Origin of the sequence: Arthrobacter jinronghuae, from assembly GCF_025244825.1 — a bacterium.
Taxonomy (GTDB): domain Bacteria; phylum Actinomycetota; class Actinomycetes; order Actinomycetales; family Micrococcaceae; genus Arthrobacter_B; species Arthrobacter_B jinronghuae.
Genome location: NZ_CP104263.1, coordinates 1,391,256 through 1,409,354 on the forward strand (window position 1 = coordinate 1,391,256; position 18,099 = coordinate 1,409,354).

Here is an 18,099-nt window from a genome sequence, read left to right on the forward strand (position 1 = left end):
AGTTTTAGGAGTCGCCGCGGCCGGGACGCTGGAAAAGCGCCCGAGCATGGCGGCCAAACCCCATCAGAAAACAGAGTCCAACCAGTGTGTTCCCCTCGCGGGGGCGGTGGAAAAGACTCCGGTTGCTGCTGGGTCCGGAACGGCGGAAACGCTTTTCCTGTAAAACATTGCAGCGAAGAAGAAAAGGAAAACATTGTTTTCCCGAGTATTTTCGGATTGCGTCTGTTGTTTGAGAACTCAATAGTGTGCCAAGTTTATTGATACCAATTTATTTTGATTGGTTGAACAGGCCGTTTCCGCCCACCCCGTGGGTAAGGGACGGTTTTTTTAGCCGGTTTCGAATTTAGTGCAGTGCCTGCAGCCAATTTTCCTTGGCTTCGGTGCTGTGTCTGTAACACATTTACGGAGAGTTTGATCCTGGCTCAGGATGAACGCTGGCGGCGTGCTTAACACATGCAAGTCGAACGATGACTTCTGTGCTTGCACAGAATGATTAGTGGCGAACGGGTGAGTAACACGTGAGTAACCTGCCCCTGACTTCGGGATAAGCCTGGGAAACCGGGTCTAATACCGGATACAACGGACCACCGCATGGCGGTCCGTGGAAAGCTTTATGCGGTTTTGGATGGACTCGCGGCCTATCAGCTTGTTGGTTGGGGTAATGGCCCACCAAGGCGACGACGGGTAGCCGGCCTGAGAGGGTGACCGGCCACACTGGGACTGAGACACGGCCCAGACTCCTACGGGAGGCAGCAGTGGGGAATATTGCACAATGGGCGGAAGCCTGATGCAGCGACGCCGCGTGAGGGACGAATGCCTTCGGGTTGTAAACCTCTTTCAGCAGGGAAGAAGCGAAAGTGACGGTACCTGCAGAAGAAGCGCCGGCTAACTACGTGCCAGCAGCCGCGGTAATACGTAGGGCGCAAGCGTTATCCGGAATTATTGGGCGTAAAGAGCTCGTAGGCGGTTTGTCGCGTCTGCTGTGAAAGCCCGGGGCTCAACCCCGGGTCTGCAGTGGGTACGGGCAGACTAGAGTGATGTAGGGGAGACTGGAATTCCTGGTGTAGCGGTGAAATGCGCAGATATCAGGAGGAACACCGATGGCGAAGGCAGGTCTCTGGGCATTAACTGACGCTGAGGAGCGAAAGCATGGGGAGCGAACAGGATTAGATACCCTGGTAGTCCATGCCGTAAACGTTGGGCACTAGGTGTGGGGGACATTCCACGTTTTCCGCGCCGTAGCTAACGCATTAAGTGCCCCGCCTGGGGAGTACGGCCGCAAGGCTAAAACTCAAAGGAATTGACGGGGGCCCGCACAAGCGGCGGAGCATGCGGATTAATTCGATGCAACGCGAAGAACCTTACCAAGGCTTGACATGAACCGGAAAGGCCTGGAAACAGGTCCCCCACTTGTGGCCGGTTTACAGGTGGTGCATGGTTGTCGTCAGCTCGTGTCGTGAGATGTTGGGTTAAGTCCCGCAACGAGCGCAACCCTCGTTCTATGTTGCCAGCGCGTTATGGCGGGGACTCATAGGAGACTGCCGGGGTCAACTCGGAGGAAGGTGGGGACGACGTCAAATCATCATGCCCCTTATGTCTTGGGCTTCACGCATGCTACAATGGCCGGTACAAAGGGTTGCGATACTGTGAGGTGGAGCTAATCCCAAAAAGCCGGTCTCAGTTCGGATTGAGGTCTGCAACTCGACCTCATGAAGTTGGAGTCGCTAGTAATCGCAGATCAGCAACGCTGCGGTGAATACGTTCCCGGGCCTTGTACACACCGCCCGTCAAGTCACGAAAGTTGGTAACACCCGAAGCCGGTGGCCTAACCCCTTGTGGGAGGGAGCCGTCGAAGGTGGGACCGGCGATTGGGACTAAGTCGTAACAAGGTAGCCGTACCGGAAGGTGCGGCTGGATCACCTCCTTTCTAAGGAGCACCTCGAAGACCATGTCCGTCCACAGTGTCGGATGTGTGCTTTGCAGGAGATGCCCATATCGGAGACATCTGTTCTCCGGTGGGTGCTCAAGGGTGGAATATCAATGAATAGGCGCCGGCATGCCGGCTGCGGGGATCAGTACGTTCCCTCCTTCGGGAGGGTTCCTGGAACATCCCGTGCAGCCCTGGTAAGACCGGTTCGTCGTTTGGCACACTGTTGGGTCCTGAAGCAACAGGCACCCCGGTTCTTCCTGTCCCGTTTGCGCGGGGCCGGAGGGGATGGGTTGTTTGGTTTGTTTCTGTTTGTTCCTGCGCAGGCCGGAACCGTACACGGGTGGTCTTCCCTTCGGGGCGGGCTGCGGGTGCGGGGAGGGGTGTGACGGGGTTGTTGTTTGAGAACTACATAGTGGACGCGAGCATCTTAAAATATTAAGTGCAATTTCAGAAAAACCTGGTGGATCCGGGTGCCCCGTCAAAAGGGTGCCTGGGGAGACCGTGGTTTTCTCGATAGCGATAATAAATTGATCTTTGTGGTCAAGTTTTTAAGGGCACACGGTGGATGCCTTGGCATCAGGAGCCGAAGAAGGACGTAGGAATCTGCGATAAGCCTGGGGGAGTTGATAACCGAACTTTGATCCCAGGATGTCCGAATGGGGAAACCCCGCCCGGCGCGCGAGTGACCGGGTGACCCGCATCTGAACACATAGGGTGCGTGGAGGGAACGTGGGGAAGTGAAACATCTCAGTACCCACAGGAAGAGAAAACAACAGTGATTCCGTTAGTAGTGGCGAGCGAACGCGGAAGAGGCTAAACCAGTGGTGTGTGATAGCCGGCGGGCGTTGCATCACTGGGGTTGCGGGACTTTCCGTACCGATTCTGCCGGATCGGTGAAGTGAGTGCAGATGTATAGGTGAACCGGTTTGAAAGCCGGGCCGTAGAGGGTGTTAGCCCCGTAACCGGAATGCATGCTGCCGCTTGGAGAGGATCCCAAGTAGCACGGGGCCCGAGAAATCCCGTGCGAATCTGCCAGGACCACCTGGTAAGCCTAAATACTCCCTGATGACCGATAGCGGACAAGTACCGTGAGGGAAAGGTGAAAAGTACCCCGGGAGGGGAGTGAAATAGTACCTGAAACCGTGTGCCTACAAACCGTTGGAGCAGCTCTGATTGCTGTGACAGCGTGCCTTTTGAAGAATGAGCCTGCGAGTTAGTGTTACGTCGCGAGGTTAACCCGTGAGGGGAAGCCGTAGCGAAAGCGAGTCTGAATAGGGCGATGCAGTGGCGTGATCTAGACCCGAAGCGGAGTGATCTACCCATGGCCAGGTTGAAGCGACGGTAAGACGTCGTGGAGGACCGAACCCACTTCAGTTGAAAATGGAGGGGATGAGCTGTGGGTAGGGGTGAAAGGCCAATCAAACTCCGTGATAGCTGGTTCTCCCCGAAATGCATTTAGGTGCAGCGTTGCGTGTTTCTTACCGGAGGTAGAGCTACTGGATGGCTAATGGGCCCTACAAGGTTACTGACGTCAGCCAAACTCCGAATGCCGGTAAGTGAGAGCGCAGCAGTGAGACTGTGGGGGATAAGCTTCATAGTCGAGAGGGAAACAGCCCAGACCACCAACTAAGGCCCCTAAGCGTGTGCTAAGTGGGAAAGGATGTGGAGTTGCCCAGACAACCAGGAGGTTGGCTTAGAAGCAGCCACCCTTGAAAGAGTGCGTAATAGCTCACTGGTCAAGTGATTCCGCGCCGACAATGTAGCGGGGCTCAAGTACACCGCCGAAGTTGTGGATTTCAGATATAGATAAGCCTTCGTGGTTCAGTCGTCTGGAGTGGTAGGGGAGCGTCGTGTGGGCAGTGAAGCTGCGGTGTAAACCAGTGGTGGAGCCTACACGAGTGAGAATGCAGGCATGAGTAGCGAAAGACGGGTGAGAAACCCGTCCGCCGAATGATCAAGGGTTCCAGGGTCAAGCTAATCTGCCCTGGGTAAGTCGGGACCTAAGGCGAGGCCGACAGGCGTAGTCGATGGACAACGGGTTGATATTCCCGTACCGGCGAAGAACCGCCCATACCAAGCAGGGGACACTAACCGTCCGGAGCCTGCCCGATCACCCTTGTGGTGTGAGGGTTTTGGCCGAGCACGGGACCTGATCCTGGGAGGTAAGCGTATTAACAGGTGTGACGCAGGAAGGTAGCCGGGCCAGGCGATGGTAGACCTGGTCTAAGGATGTAGGGTCCGTGATAGGTAAATCCGTCACGGTGTCTTTGATGACGCACCTGAGATCCGACGGGACCCCCTCGCGGGGGGATCCGGTGATCCTATGCTGCCTAGAAAAGCATCGGCGCGAGGTTCCAGCCGCCCGTACCCCAAACCGACACAGGTGATCAGGTAGAGAATACTAAGGCGATCGAGAGAATTATGGTTAAGGAACTCGGCAAAATGCCCCCGTAACTTCGGGAGAAGGGGGGCCCCAACCTTGATGGACACTTGCTGTCCGGAGGGGATCGGGGCCGCAGAGACCAGGGGGAAGCGACTGTTTACTAAAAACACAGGTCCGTGCGAAGTCGCAAGACGATGTATACGGACTGACTCCTGCCCGGTGCTGGAAGGTTAAGAGGACCGGTTAGCCCTTACGGGCGAAGCTGGGAATTTAAGCCCCAGTAAACGGCGGTGGTAACTATAACCATCCTAAGGTAGCGAAATTCCTTGTCGGGTAAGTTCCGACCTGCACGAATGGAGTAACGACTTCCCCGCTGTCTCAACCATAAACTCGGCGAAATTGCAGTACGAGTAAAGATGCTCGTTACGCGCAGCAGGACGGAAAGACCCCGAGACCTTTACTATAGTTTGGTATTGGTGTTCGGTGTGGCTTGTGTAGGATAGGTGGGAGACTGTGAGACCCGGACGCCAGTTCGGGTGGAGTCATCGTTGAAATACCACTCTGGTCATACTGGATATCTAACTTCGGCCCGTAATCCGGGTCAGGGACAGTGCCTGATGGGTAGTTTAACTGGGGCGGTTGCCTCCTAAAGAGTAACGGAGGCGCCCAAAGGTTCCCTCAGCCTGGTTGGCAATCAGGTGTCGAGTGTAAGTGCACAAGGGAGCTTGACTGTGAGAGAGACATCTCGAGCAGGGACGAAAGTCGGGACTAGTGATCCGGCGGTACATTGTGGAATGGCCGTCGCTCAACGGATAAAAGGTACCTCGGGGATAACAGGCTGATCTTGCCCAAGAGTCCATATCGACGGCATGGTTTGGCACCTCGATGTCGGCTCGTCGCATCCTGGGGCTGGAGTAGGTCCCAAGGGTTGGGCTGTTCGCCCATTAAAGCGGTACGCGAGCTGGGTTTAGAACGTCGTGAGACAGTTCGGTCCCTATCCGCTGCGCGCGCAGGAAATTTGAGAAGGGCTGTCCTTAGTACGAGAGGACCGGGACGGACGAACCTCTGGTGTGTCAGTTGTACTGCCAAGTGCACCGCTGATTAGCTACGTTCGGATGGGATAACCGCTGAAAGCATCTAAGCGGGAAGCCCGCTTCGAGATGAGATTTCCATACACCTTGTGTGTGAGAGGCCCCCAGCCAGACCACTGGGTTGATAGGCCGGATGTGGAAGCGGGGACTAAAGACCCGTGAAGCTGACCGGTACTAATAGGCCGATAACTTACACCACACCAGCACCTGGACGGACACGACTTCAAACGGTCCGTCAAAGTATAAAGGGTGTTGTAGATCATGCTGCTTGCGTCCACTATGTGGTTCCCGGACAACAACCGTTGGTTGCTGTGCCTGGAACACCGAACCATTGCCCCTTGTCCAGGGGGCGGGTTCACATTTTTACCGCACTGCCCGGCACCCCTCTTGTGGGGTGGTTCCGGGGGAGTGTTGTAACCATTGTTTTCCCCTCCCGCCTTTGGCGGGTGCGGGTAGAAGGGTTACGGCGGTCATAGCGTGGGGGAAACGCCCGGTCCCATTCCGAACCCGGAAGCTAAGACCCACAGCGCCGATGGTACTGCATCCGGGAGGATGTGGGAGAGTAGGTCACCGCCGGACAATATTTGAAGAGGTTGAGCCCGTACCAGTGTTGGTACGGGCTCTCCTTGTTTAACAGCCAACGTTGTGGGCGCGTGGCCCGGGGCGGCAGGTCGGCGTCGTGGTCCATGCCTGGACCGAGACGTTGTCCGGGGGGCCGTCGTGTCGAGACTCACTCGCTTACCTGGCTCGAATGGGCGAGCAGAATCGGCGCCAGGCAGCGCACTGCACTAGAATTACCCAGAGGCATGATCGCCTCCCATAACTTTTACATCTTCATTACAGGTACATAGTGACGAGCGACTGCAGTAATTCCGTTGGTCGGCTCACGACGAGAGGAACTCAGCAGCATGTCAGAGCAAAATAACAGGGATCAGCGGGGCGGCGACGCAAACAACGCAGCCCGCAACAGCAGCTCGTCGGACCGCCGCGATGACCGCGGACGCCCCGCCACTAATGACCGCAACGCCCCCAAGCGCTTTGAAGACCGCAAGCCGTCGTTCGGCGGCCGTCCCGCACGAGACGGCGAACGTAAGTCGTTCGGCGACCGCGGAGCAGCCGGTAAGCCGTCGTATTCGAAGGATCGCAAGCCGTCCTTCGGCGATCGTCCCGCTCGGGACGGCGATGATCGCCGTCCCGCACGCGACGGTGAGCGTAAGCCATTCTCTGCGCGCAGCGGTGAGCGTAAGCCGTTTAGCGACCGCGGCGACCGCAAGCCCTCATTCGGTGGTGACGATCGTCGTCCTGCCCGCGACGCCGAAGGCCGGCCCCCCTTCAACAACCGTTCAGACCGGAATGACCGTGCCAGCCGGGGGAGCGATGACCGTCGTCCGCCGCGTGATGGTGAGCGTAAGCCGTTTGGTGATCGTGGGGATCGTAAGCCGTTCTCGCGCGATGATCGTCCGCAGCGTGATTCCCGTCCGCCGCGTGATGGTGAGCGTAAGCCTTTCGGTGACCGCGGTGACCGCAAGCCGTCGTTTGGCGGCGATGACCGCCGTCCCGCACGTGACGGTGAGCGGAAGCCTTTCTCACGTGATTCCCGTCCGCCGCGTGATGGCGAGCGGAAGCCGTTTGGTGATCGTGGGGATCGTAAGCCGTTCTCGCGCGATGATCGTCCGCAGCGTGATTCCCGTCCGCCGCGTGATGGTGAGCGGAAGCCTTTCTCACGTGATTCCCGTCCGCCGCGTGATGGCGAGCGGAAGCCGTTTGGTGATCGTGGGGATCGTAAGCCGTTCTCGCGCGATGATCGTCCGCAGCGTGATTCCCGTCCGCCGCGTGATGGTGAGCGGAAGCCTTTCTCACGTGATTCCCGTCCGCCGCGTGATGGCGAGCGGAAGCCGTTTGGTGATCGTGGGGATCGTAAGCCATTCTCGCGCGATGATCGTCCGCAGCGTGATTCCCGTCCGCCGCGTGATGGTGAGCGTAAGCCTTTCGGTGACCGCGGCGATCGTCCGCAGCGTGATTCCCGTCCTCCCCGCGACGGTGAGCGTCACTCCTTTGGCGATCGCAGTCAGTCCGCTGAGCGTAAGCCCTTCGGTGACCGTGGAGACCGCAAGCCGTCGTTCGGCGGCGATGACCGCCGTCCGCCGCGTGACGGTGAGCGAAAGTCCTTCGGCGACCGCCCGTCACACGGTTCCGACCGTCCGTCGTTCCGTCGTGATGACGCCCCGGCGGCAGCTCGTCCCCGTAACGCCAAGGACCTGCGCAGCGCCAACCGGCCCGACCGCGAACGTTCACCGGAAATCGATGAGGACGTTACCGGGCAGGAGCTGGACAAGGTCACCCGCGCCCAGCTGCGCAACTTGGAGGAAGTAAACAGCGAGTGGGTCGCCAAGCACCTGGTGATGGCCGGTCGCTTGATCGATGACGAGCCTGAGCTGGCTTTCCAGCACGCACTGGCCGCCAGCCGGCGCGGTGGACGCATGGCAGTGGTCCGCGAAGCCGTTGGCCTGACCGCCTATGCAGCCGAGCACTTCGGTGAAGCACTGCGCGAGTTCCGCACCTACCGCCGGATCAGCGGTTCCAATGCCTACCTGCCGATGATGGCCGACTGCGAACGCGGTCTGGGCCACCCGGAAAAGGCGCTGGACATGGCCCGTTCCGAAGACGCCAAGGACCTGGACACCGCCGGCCAGGTGGAGCTCGCCATCGTCGTCTCCGGCGCCCGGATGGACATGGGCCAGTTCGATGCAGCTGTTGCCGCACTGGAGATCCCGCAGCTGGACCGTAACCGGGCCTTCTCCTACAGCCCGCGGCTGTTCCGCGCCTACGCGGACGCCCTGGAGGTTGCCGGCCGCAACGAAGAAGCGGAAAACTGGCGCAAGCAGGCCCTGCGGGCCGACGAAGCCCTGGGCTTCGGCGACTTTGCAGAGCCGGAAATCTTCGACCTGGTACCTGAGGAAGAAGAACGCCCCAAGCGCCGTTCCGAGGACCGCGAGGACCGCTCCGGCGCCTACTTCGCACCGGCCGAAGAAGCCCCGAAGGACAACCTTGAGCCCTCCGACGAGGACATCGACGCGCTGCCCAGCGACGAGCAGGAAAACCTGCTCACGGAGGACAGCGACGTCAATGACGACGGCGAGGCCGTGGAAGTCGTAGTCTCGGACTTCAATTACGACGACGACGACGAGGAAACCCCTCGTGAAGACGCCGAAGAGACGGAGCAGCAGCGCACTGATGGCTAATCCTTCACTGGTCTCCGGTTACGACGCGGTCTTTTCCGACCTGGACGGCGTTGTCTACGCCGGACCGCACGCTATTCCGGGGGCCGTGGAGGCCCTCGGCAGGCTGGCCGACGTATCGGTCCAGCTTGCCTACATCACTAACAACGCATCACGCTCCTCGGAAACTGTTGCGGCCCACCTGCGCGAACTCGGTGCACCCGCCACCGCGGAAAATGTGTTCGGGTCCGCGCAGGCGGGCGCGGAGCTGCTGGCGACCAAGGTTGCCCCGGGAAGTAAGGTCCTGGTCACCGGCAGCGCGACCCTGGCCGCCGCCGTCGACGCCGTGGGCATGGTGCGCGTTGCCTCCGCCGATGACGCTCCCGACGCCGTCATCCAGGGGTTCGATCCCTCCTTGGGATGGGCCGACCTGGCCGAGGCAGCCTTCGCCGTTGAACGCGGAGCAGTCTGGGTTGCCACGAACACGGACCTGTCCATTCCGCAGGCTCGCGGCATTGCACCCGGCAACGGAACACTGGTGGCCGCCGTCGGTGCCGCCACGGGACGGGTTCCCTTTGTTGCCGGCAAACCTGAAGCACCGCTGTTTACGACGGCGGCACGCCACTTGGATGTTCATCGCCCGCTGGTGGTGGGGGACCGGCTGGACACGGACATCCTGGGCGGCACCAACGCCGGTTTTGATACCGCGCTGGTACTCACCGGCGTCGACACCCCGCTGACGGCGCTGGCCGCACGGACGCCGGAGCGGCCGGTGTACCTCATTGAGAACCTTGAAGCATTGTTTGAACCGTATCCGGCACCCGTCCTCGAGGGCGGGCAGTACCGCTGCGGCAAAGCTGCAGCCTGGGTAGAGGACACCGCTCTAGTGATTGGAGGCGATTCCTCGGACCTGGACAGCTGGCGCGCAGGCTGTGCCGCCTGGTGGGCCGCCTTCCCTGATGTGGATTCTGCCCGGGCACCCGAGATCCGCTGGACTGTCACCGCCCGCGGCTAGGCTTCCAAGAGAAGCTCCGTTCACCATTTACGCATTCATCGTCAATGCATCCAGCATGCAACAGCAGGAGGAAGACCGATGCCTGAATCCCAGCCGTCAACGCCATGGCCGCAGTCACCGGTCTCCACGGACGACGAGGCCGTCGATTCCCTGCTCGACGCCCTCGGTCCGCTGCCTGCCCAGCCGGTGGCCGCTCACGCAGCGGTCTACAGGGAACTGCATGATGCCCTGCTCACTGAGCTGAACACCGAGCCCGCGGCACCCTCCCCGGCAGCCGCTCCAAAGGCGCCGCCGGCTCCCGGGAACCACCTCGGGACAGCAGACTAGTCATGCCCAGACTCGACCAGGAACTCGTCACCCGAGGACTCGCCCGCTCCCGCACCCAGGCCGCCAAGCTGATTGCCGCAGGGCGGGTACTGCGCGCAGGGAAGCCCGCCGTCAAACCGTCTGCACCGGTGGACGCCGGGGAACGCCTGGTTGTGCTCGACGACGGACTGCCGGACTATGTCAGCCGCGCCGGGCACAAGCTGGCGGGCGCCCTGGCTGCCTTCCCTGCCGTGCAGCCGCATGGACTGCGCTGCCTCGACGCCGGTGCTTCCACCGGAGGCTTCACCGACGTCCTGCTTCGTTCCGGCGCCGCACACGTGGCCGCCGTCGACGTCGGGCACGGACAGCTGGTGGAACCGCTTCGGCAGGACCCCCGGGTCAGTGTCTACGAGGGCATGAATGTCCGTTACCTCGACCCGGCGGACATCGGGGGAACCGTTGACCTGACGGTGGCGGATCTGTCGTTCATCTCCCTGACAATGGTCGTTGGACCGTTGGCGGCCGCCACCCGTCCCGGGGGAAGCCTGCTGCTGATGGTGAAGCCCCAGTTCGAGGTGGGGCGTGAGAGGCTGGACCGGACGGGGGTGGTCACCGATCCGCTCCAGCACCGCTCGGCCGTGACGTCCGTGGCGGCGGCAGCGCTCGGTGCGGGGCTGGAAATCGCAGGCATTGCGCCAAGCCCGCTTCCCGGCCAGAACGGCAATGTGGAGTTCTTTATGTGGCTGCAGGTTCCCCTGCAGCACTCCGCCTCCACAGCCGACCAAACCGCGCGAAGCGAACAAGGCCCCGGCCCGTCGCCGGCCGATGCGGCCGCCGAACTGGTAGCTACGGCGTTTGCCGGGTTTGCGGAGCGGAAGCCCGCCGTAGAAGACTGACGGATGGGCATGCCGCAGGCATTCACCCGTAGGACGAAGAGGATGAAGACGGACATGAGCAGACGCATACTGGTTTTGGCCCACACCGGGCGGCGGGCCGCCATGACCGCTGCCCAGGAGGCCTGCACCCAGCTTCATTCCTCCGGACTCATTCCGGTGATGCGGCGCAGGGACCTTGAAGACATCCAGGCCGAATACGGAGTACTCACCGCCCCCACCGAAATCCTCGACGAGGATGTCGCACTGGACGACGTCGACCTGGGCATGGTGCTCGGCGGCGACGGGACCATCCTGCGCGCCGCGGAACTGGTCCGCGGAACCAGCGTGCCCCTGCTGGGCGTAAACCTGGGACACGTAGGCTTCCTGGCCGAGAGTGAACGTGCCGACCTCGCCCAGACCGTCCACTGGGTCGTGGAACGCGCCTACACGGTTGAAGAACGCATGACCATTGACGTCAAGGTCTGGCTCGGCGGAGAACTCATCTCCCGCACGTGGGCGCTGAACGAGGCAGCAGTGGAAAAGGCCGACCGCCAGCGGATGCTCGAGGTGGTCATTGAAGTAGACGCCCGCCCCATCAGTTCCTTCGGATGCGACGGTGTCGTGCTGGCCACGCCCACCGGCTCCACCGCCTACGCCTTCTCTGCCGGCGGACCGGTGGTCTGGCCCGAGGTCGAGGCTCTGTTGCTGGCACCCATCAGCGCACACGCCCTGTTCGCCAAGCCGCTGGTGGTGTCGCCGGCGTCCGTGCTGGCGGTGGAGATCCTGACCCGTACCGACGCTGCCGGAGTGCTCTGGTGCGACGGCCGGCGCAGCATCGACCTGCCCCCGGGCTCCCGCGTGGAGGTGACCCGGTCCAAGACACCGGTCCGCCTGGCGCGCACCCATCTGACCCCGTTCTCGGAACGGCTCGTCCGCAAGTTCCAGCTGCCCACCCACGGATGGCGCGGACCGGCCCCGGTACCCGCCGCCGGGACCCAGCTCAGCCCTGCAGCAGACGGCGACACAGCACCTGGCCGGCGGGCAGCCAGGGACGCAGCAGTTTCGGACAGCGGAGGCATTGTCGAATGATTGAGGAAATCCGGATCCGGGACCTCGGTGTCATCACCGACGCCACCCTGGACCTAGGCCCGGGGTTTACTGTGGTGACCGGTGAGACCGGTGCCGGCAAGACCATGGTCATCACCGCGCTGGGACTGCTCCTGGGTGCACGTTCCGACGCCGGCGCCGTCCGCATCGGTGCCAAGTCCGCCGTCGCCGAGGCCCTCGTGCACGTGGATCCGCAGAGCCCTGCGGCGGTCCGCGCGGCCGAGGCGGGAGCCGAACTCGAGGAGTACGACGGCGCCGCCGAACTGACGCTGGTCCGTACCGTCAACGCGGACGGCCGCAGCCGCGCACACGTGGGCGGACGGTCGGCTCCGGTGGGCGTGCTGGCGGAAGTGGGTGAACACCTGGTGGTGGTCCACGGGCAGACCGACCAGCTGCGCCTGAAGAGTGCCGCAGCGCAGCGGGAGGCACTGGACAAGTACGCCGGTTCCCCGCTTGCCGCCGAACTCGGCACCTACCGCGAGGACTACGCCCGCTGGCGGGCCGCCGCGAAGGAACTCGCCGACCTGCGGGACCAGGCCCGGGACCGGCTGCGCGAAGCCGAATACCTGACTGCCGCGCTGGAGGAAATCGAAGCGGTGGATCCGCAGCCGGGAGAGGACGATTCCCTCAAGGCAGAGGCCATGCGCCTGAGCAACCTCGAGGAACTGCGCACAGCTGCAGTGAGCGCCCATGCGGCTCTCATCGCGGACGATTTTGCTGACGGCGGGGACGCCACGTCGCTGGTGGACGCAGCCAAGCGGCAGCTGGAATCCGCAGGGGAGCATGATCCGGCGCTGGCTGCCTCCGGGCAGCGGCTGGCCGAGGTGGGCTACATCCTGGCCGACATCGCCACCGAGCTGGCCAGCTACGGAGCTTCACTGGACTCCGAGGGACCGGAACGGCTGGCCGAGGTGGAGTCCCGTCGGGCGGAACTGGCAGGCCTGGTCCGTAAATACGCCCCCTCGATCGACGGGGTCCTGGAGTGGAGCGGCGAAAGCGCCAAACGCCTCGCCGAACTCAGCTCCGACGATTCCCGGATCGAAGCCCTGGAGGCCGAGATCGATGCCCTCGGCGAACGCCTGGCGACCCGCGGAGCGGCCCTGACCAAACTGCGGACCGAGGCTGCCGCGGAACTCGCGCAGCGGGTCAGCGACGAACTCACGGCGCTGGCAATGAAGGACGCCAACCTGGTCATCGCGGTGGAACCCACGGGGGAGCCGGGACCGCACGGTGCCGACAGCATTTCCTTCCTGCTCGCACCGCATCCCGGCGCCCCGGCCCGCCCGCTGGGCAAGGGTGCCTCCGGCGGTGAACTTTCCCGCGTTATGCTGGCGATCGAAGTGGTCCTGGCCGCGGTGGATCCGGTCCCCACCTTCATCTTCGACGAAGTGGACGCGGGCGTCGGCGGCAAGGCAGCCGTCGAAATCGGCCGCCGGCTGGCCATGCTCGCGAAGCATGTGCAGGTGATCGTCGTGACCCACCTTCCGCAGGTGGCCGCATTCGCCGACCACCACATCCGCGTGATCAAAACCTCCACGGCAGCCGACGACGGTTCGGGCGTCACCGCCAGCGACGTCCGGGTGCTGGGCCAGGAGGAGCGGATCAAGGAACTCGCCCGGATGCTTGCCGGGCAGGAGGACTCGGCGTCGGCCCGCGCCCACGCCGAGGAACTGTTGGACTCAGCGGGACATCTTCAGTGAAGTCCCGACGGAAACAAGACACAGGTCAAACCCGAAACGACAAAAGGTGATAGGCTCGAACTCCGTGGTGCAGCGATCAAATTCCAGGTTTCCCAAGTCGTCTTCTACGACCAAACACATCTTCGTCACCGGTGGCGTGGCGTCCTCACTTGGCAAGGGACTGACAGCGTCAAGTCTCGGCCATCTGTTGAGGTCGCGCGGCATAGCGGTGACCATGCAGAAGCTCGATCCGTATTTGAATGTGGATCCGGGCACAATGAACCCCTTCCAGCACGGCGAAGTCTTCGTGACCGACGACGGCGCCGAGACTGACCTCGACATCGGACACTACGAGCGGTTCCTTGATGAGAGCCTCGACGGCTCCGCCAATGTAACCACCGGCCAGGTGTACTCCACGGTTATCGCCAAGGAACGCCGCGGCGAATACCTCGGCGACACGGTCCAGGTCATTCCTCACATCACCGACGAGATCAAGCGCCGGATGCGCCTGCCCTCCGAGGCGAAGAAGACCCCCGACGTCATCATCACCGAAATCGGCGGCACGGTAGGCGACATCGAGTCCCAGCCGTTCCTCGAAGCGGCGCGCCAGGTCCGCCAGGACATCGGCCGCAGCAACGTCTTCTTCCTGCATGTTTCCCTCGTGCCGTACATCGGCCCGTCCCAGGAACTGAAGACCAAGCCGACGCAGCACTCCGTGGCCGCCCTGCGGTCCATCGGCATCCAGCCGGACGCCATCGTCATCCGTTCCGACCGCCCGGTGCCCGATGCCATGCGCAACAAGATCGGCCGCATGTGCGACGTCGATGTTGATGCCGTCATCGGCTGCCCGGATGCCCCGAGCATCTACGACATCCCCAAGACGCTTCACTCCCAGGGCCTGGACGCGTACATCGTCCAGCACCTGGACCTGAAGTTCAAGGACGTCAACTGGACCAAGTGGGACCGCCTGCTTGAATCCGTGCACAACCCCAAGCACCACGTAGACATCGCCCTCGTGGGCAAGTACGTGGATCTGCCGGACGCCTACCTGTCGGTTACCGAAGCCCTGCGTGCCGGCGGCTTCGCCAACAAGGCCAAGGTCAACATCCGCTGGGTACCCTCGGATGACTGCGATACCCCCGAAGGCGCAGCCAAGGCCCTGGCCGGGGTGGACGCGATCTGCGTTCCCGGCGGCTTCGGTATCCGCGGCCTCGAGGGCAAGCTCGGCGCCCTGACCTACGCCCGGGAGAACAAGCTTCCGACGCTGGGCCTGTGCCTTGGCCTGCAGTGCATGGTTATTGAATACGCCCGCAACGTGGTGGGCCTGGAAGGCGCTTCCTCCTCCGAGTTCGAACCGGATACCCAGTACCCGGTTATCGCCACTATGGCCGAGCAGAAGGACATTGTCGCCGGCGGCGGCGACATGGGAGGCACCATGCGCCTTGGCCTGTGGGACGCGAAGCTGGAACCGGAATCCGTGGTCGCCAAGACCTACGGCAAGACGGAGGTGGCCGAGCGCCACCGCCACCGCTACGAGGTCAACAACCAGTACCGCGACCAGATTGCCGACGCCGGCCTGGTGTTCTCCGGAACCACCACCGACGGCGGACTGGTTGAGTTCGTCGAGCTTCCGGCCGACGTCCACCCGTACTACGTCTCCACGCAGGCACACCCGGAGCTCAGCTCCCGTCCGACGCGGCCGCACCCGCTGTTCGCCGGACTCATCAAAGCTGCCCTGGCCCACCAGAGCGGCAAGGCCTAGCCATGGCACCGGGGTTCGCCGACGAACAAAGCCCGCGCCCGCTGCTGGAATCGGAAACGGTCTACAGCGGTCCGGTGTGGGACGTGGTCAAGGAGAAGTTCCTCCTGACCGACGACGGCGAACCCCTGGTCCGTGACTACGTCGCCCACCCCGGCGCCGTGGCCATCCTGGCCATGAACGACGCCGGGCAGGTGCTGCTGATCAACCAGTACCGGCACCCGGTGCGGATGACCCTGTGGGAAATCCCGGCCGGGCTGCTGGACGTGGAGGGTGAAGACTTCCAGGTCGGCGCCGCCCGCGAACTGGCCGAGGAAGCAGACCTTGAAGCCGCCGAGTGGCAGGTCCTCACCGACCTGTTCCTCTCACCCGGCTCCTCCCGGGAAGCCCTGCGCATCTACCTGGCCCGCGGCATCTCCCAGGTTCCGGAGGCGCAGCGGCACACCCGTACCCACGAGGAAGCCGAAATCACCACCGCATGGGTGGATTTGGATGAGGCCGTGCAGGCAGCACTGCAGGGACGCATGCACAGCCCTTCCGCGGTGGCCGCCGTCCTGGCTGCCGCCGTCGCCCGCGGCAACGGGTACCGTGACCTGCGGCCAGCCGACGCACCGTGGCCCGAACACCACTCGCAGCACTCCTCCTGGGCCAACGGCCCAGTGCGCTAGGAACCACAATGCCCAGCGCTGATGCTGATGCCAGCTCTACGAACAACGACACCGTTGCCATTAACCTGCGCGGGTCCCTGAATCCCACCCTCAAGCTGGACCTGGAATCAGAAGAAGCACGCCGGCTGCGGGACGCAGACCTGGCCGAGCTGGACCGGACCGGTTCCATGCAGCCCCAGCTTCAGGTCGCACCGGCAGCGGAACCCGGGATCGACGCCGAGCGAAACTCCGCGCCGCCCCGCCAATCCAAAGCTGCACCCAAGCCGGCTACCCAGGCACGCTCACGTGCCGCCACGATGATTTCGGCAGCCGAGGAACTGCGTTCCACGCCCGCGGGACGGGCCATCGGCAGCTACCTGCAGCACATGGCCGTTGAACGCGGCCTGGCGGTCAACACCCTCGACGCCTACCGCCGGGACCTGCTGCGGTACGCCCGTTTCCTGAGTGCCCGGGGCGTAGAGGACATTTCACGCATTTCCCGCCACGACGTCACGGCGTTCGCCCAGTCGATTTCCGAAGGCTCCGACGGCGCCTCCGCACTGAGCGTGCGCTCGGCTGCCCGCACCATCGTGGCGGTGCGCGGACTCCACCGGTTCTGGGCGCTCGAAGGCATGACCGCCGCCGATCCGGCGTCGGACGTACACCCGCCCATGCCGGGCAAGCGCCTGCCCAAGGCGATCAGCGTCAACGAGGTCACCCGCATCCTGGAGGCTGTCAGCCTCGATACGCCCTCCGGGCTGCGGGACCGTGCCCTGCTGGAGTTCCTGTACTCCACCGGAGCGCGCATCAGCGAGGCCGTGGGCCTGGACGTCGATGACCTGTCCCTGGAGCGTATTCCGGCCAAGGGGCCGGATGTGGTGCGGCTGTTCGGCAAAGGGTCCAAGGAACGGCTGGTTCCGCTGGGATCCTACGCTGCCCGTGCCCTGGACGAATACCTGGTGCGCGGCCGCCCGGCGGCCTCTGCCAAGGGCAAGGGCACACCTGCCCTGTTCCTGAATGCGCGCGGCGGACGCCTGTCCCGGCAAAGCGCCTGGACCATCCTGAAGAACGCCGCCGAGAAGGCGGATATCGGCCGGGATGTTTCTCCGCACACCCTGCGGCATTCGTTCGCCACGCACCTGCTCGAAGGCGGCGCGGATGTCCGTGTGGTCCAGGAACTGCTCGGCCACGCCTCGGTGACCACCACGCAGGTCTACACGCTGGTGACGGCGGAAACCCTGCGCGAGGTTTACGCCGCAGCCCACCCGCGGGCGTTGTAGTGCAGTTCCGTGCCTCGCCGGTTGTGCTGTGCTTCCTCTTCCGGGAGACGCCGGACGGCGGGCAGGTCCTGATGGGATTGAAAAAGACCGGCTTCGGCCTCGGCCGGGTCGTAACCCTGGGCGGCCATATCGAAGCCGGCGAAACCCCGGAGCAGGCCGCAGTGCGCGAGGTGGAGGAAGAGTCCGGCGTCATCGTCGCGGAAAACGATCTCACGCGTGCCGGAACCATCGAGTGGATCTTCCCCGCCCAGCCGAAGCTGGACATGTCCACCGTGCTGTTCCGTGCACACCGCTGGGACGGCGAACCGACGGAGTCAGACGAGATCCTTCCGGCCTGGTATCCCGCCGGGGAAATGCCCTACGCCAAGATGTGGCCCGACTCGGCCCTCTGGATGCCCCGCCTTCTGGCAGGCGACTATTTCAACGCTGTTATCACTATTGCTGCCGACAACGTCAACGTTTCGAGTGTCGTCTTCTCTTAGCCGGGTCTATAACACCGCCCCCGAAAAGGCAACGAACCCGGAATGGGCAGCCCGGGACACGGGATCTAGATAAGGTGCCGGGGGAGGATCAGGGAATCCCGGCGCGGCGAGGCTCGGGAGGCATAGTTGGACCAACCGGGCCCCCAAAAGGTGCTCGTGGGAACCACAGGGGACCCCGGATAAGGCGGCTTTAATATTCTCCGCGAGCTCTGCGAGCGGGGAATTTCGTTGCCGCCGTTCCGGGGCCCCCGATGGTGCCCCCGGCGCGGGCCCCGACGGGCCCCGACGGGCCCGGGACTGGCGCCGGGAGTAGGCCCGGGAAAGCGA

General features: G+C 63.1%; 11 protein-coding genes and 3 rRNA genes. All 14 read left to right on the forward strand.

The window, feature by feature from the left end:
* Nucleotides 1-399 precede the first annotated feature (399 nt).
* Nucleotides 400-1,927: ribosomal RNA gene (locus tag N2K98_RS06455) — 16S ribosomal RNA — on the forward strand.
* Between the two features lie 541 nt (nucleotides 1,928-2,468).
* A 23S ribosomal RNA gene (locus N2K98_RS06460) occupies nucleotides 2,469-5,603 on the forward strand.
* Nucleotides 5,604-5,866: 263 nt separating this feature from the next.
* Nucleotides 5,867-5,983, forward strand: a 5S ribosomal RNA gene (gene rrf / locus N2K98_RS06465).
* Together the 16S, 23S and 5S rRNA genes form the textbook arrangement of a ribosomal RNA operon.
* A gap of 435 nt (nucleotides 5,984-6,418) precedes the next feature.
* Nucleotides 6,419-7,777 (forward strand): hypothetical protein, encoded by a 1,359-nt coding sequence (locus N2K98_RS06470; protein ID WP_260554109.1) that lies wholly within the window; start codon nucleotides 6,419-6,421, stop codon nucleotides 7,775-7,777.
* Complete coding sequence (locus N2K98_RS06475; protein WP_255865261.1) at nucleotides 7,765-8,646, forward strand: tetratricopeptide repeat protein; 882 nt, start codon at nucleotides 7,765-7,767, stop codon at nucleotides 8,644-8,646. Before N2K98_RS06470 ends, N2K98_RS06475 begins: the two co-directional genes overlap by 13 nt.
* Complete coding sequence (locus N2K98_RS06480; protein WP_255865262.1) at nucleotides 8,639-9,637, forward strand: HAD-IIA family hydrolase; 999 nt, start codon at nucleotides 8,639-8,641, stop codon at nucleotides 9,635-9,637. The genes N2K98_RS06475 and N2K98_RS06480 overlap by 8 nt, the downstream gene beginning before the upstream one ends.
* A 78-nt stretch (nucleotides 9,638-9,715) precedes the next feature.
* Nucleotides 9,716-9,964, forward strand: a complete 249-nt coding sequence (locus N2K98_RS06485) for a hypothetical protein (protein WP_255798153.1) — start codon at nucleotides 9,716-9,718, stop codon at nucleotides 9,962-9,964.
* Between the two features lie 2 nt (nucleotides 9,965-9,966).
* On the forward strand, nucleotides 9,967-10,839 hold the full coding sequence (locus tag N2K98_RS06490; RefSeq protein ID WP_255798152.1) for a TlyA family RNA methyltransferase: 873 nt from the start codon (nucleotides 9,967-9,969) through the stop codon (nucleotides 10,837-10,839).
* A 54-nt stretch (nucleotides 10,840-10,893) separates the two neighbouring features.
* Nucleotides 10,894-11,907 (forward strand): NAD kinase, encoded by a 1,014-nt coding sequence (locus N2K98_RS06495; protein ID WP_255798151.1) that lies wholly within the window; start codon nucleotides 10,894-10,896, stop codon nucleotides 11,905-11,907.
* Nucleotides 11,904-13,625 carry a DNA repair protein RecN gene (gene recN / locus N2K98_RS06500; protein ID WP_255865263.1) on the forward strand — a complete coding sequence of 574 codons (1,722 nt, stop codon included), beginning with the start codon at nucleotides 11,904-11,906 and terminating at the stop codon, nucleotides 13,623-13,625. The genes N2K98_RS06495 and recN overlap by 4 nt, the downstream gene beginning before the upstream one ends.
* Before the next feature lie 46 nt (nucleotides 13,626-13,671).
* Nucleotides 13,672-15,366: a CTP synthase gene (locus N2K98_RS06505; RefSeq protein ID WP_308219818.1), complete on the forward strand. Its 1,695-nt coding sequence runs from the start codon at nucleotides 13,672-13,674 to the stop codon at nucleotides 15,364-15,366.
* 2 nt (nucleotides 15,367-15,368) lie between these two features.
* The gene (locus N2K98_RS06510) at nucleotides 15,369-16,031 is read left to right on the forward strand and encodes an NUDIX domain-containing protein (protein WP_255865264.1); all 663 of its coding nucleotides are present in this window, start codon (nucleotides 15,369-15,371) and stop codon (nucleotides 16,029-16,031) included.
* 296 nt (nucleotides 16,032-16,327) lie between these two features.
* Nucleotides 16,328-17,290 carry a site-specific tyrosine recombinase XerD gene (xerD, locus tag N2K98_RS06515; protein ID WP_227922815.1) on the forward strand — a complete coding sequence of 321 codons (963 nt, stop codon included), beginning with the start codon at nucleotides 16,328-16,330 and terminating at the stop codon, nucleotides 17,288-17,290.
* The gene (locus N2K98_RS06520) at nucleotides 17,290-17,772 is read left to right on the forward strand and encodes an 8-oxo-dGTP diphosphatase (RefSeq protein WP_308219819.1); all 483 of its coding nucleotides are present in this window, start codon (nucleotides 17,290-17,292) and stop codon (nucleotides 17,770-17,772) included. Before xerD ends, N2K98_RS06520 begins: the two co-directional genes overlap by 1 nt.
* The last annotated feature ends 327 nt before the right edge of the window (nucleotides 17,773-18,099 follow it).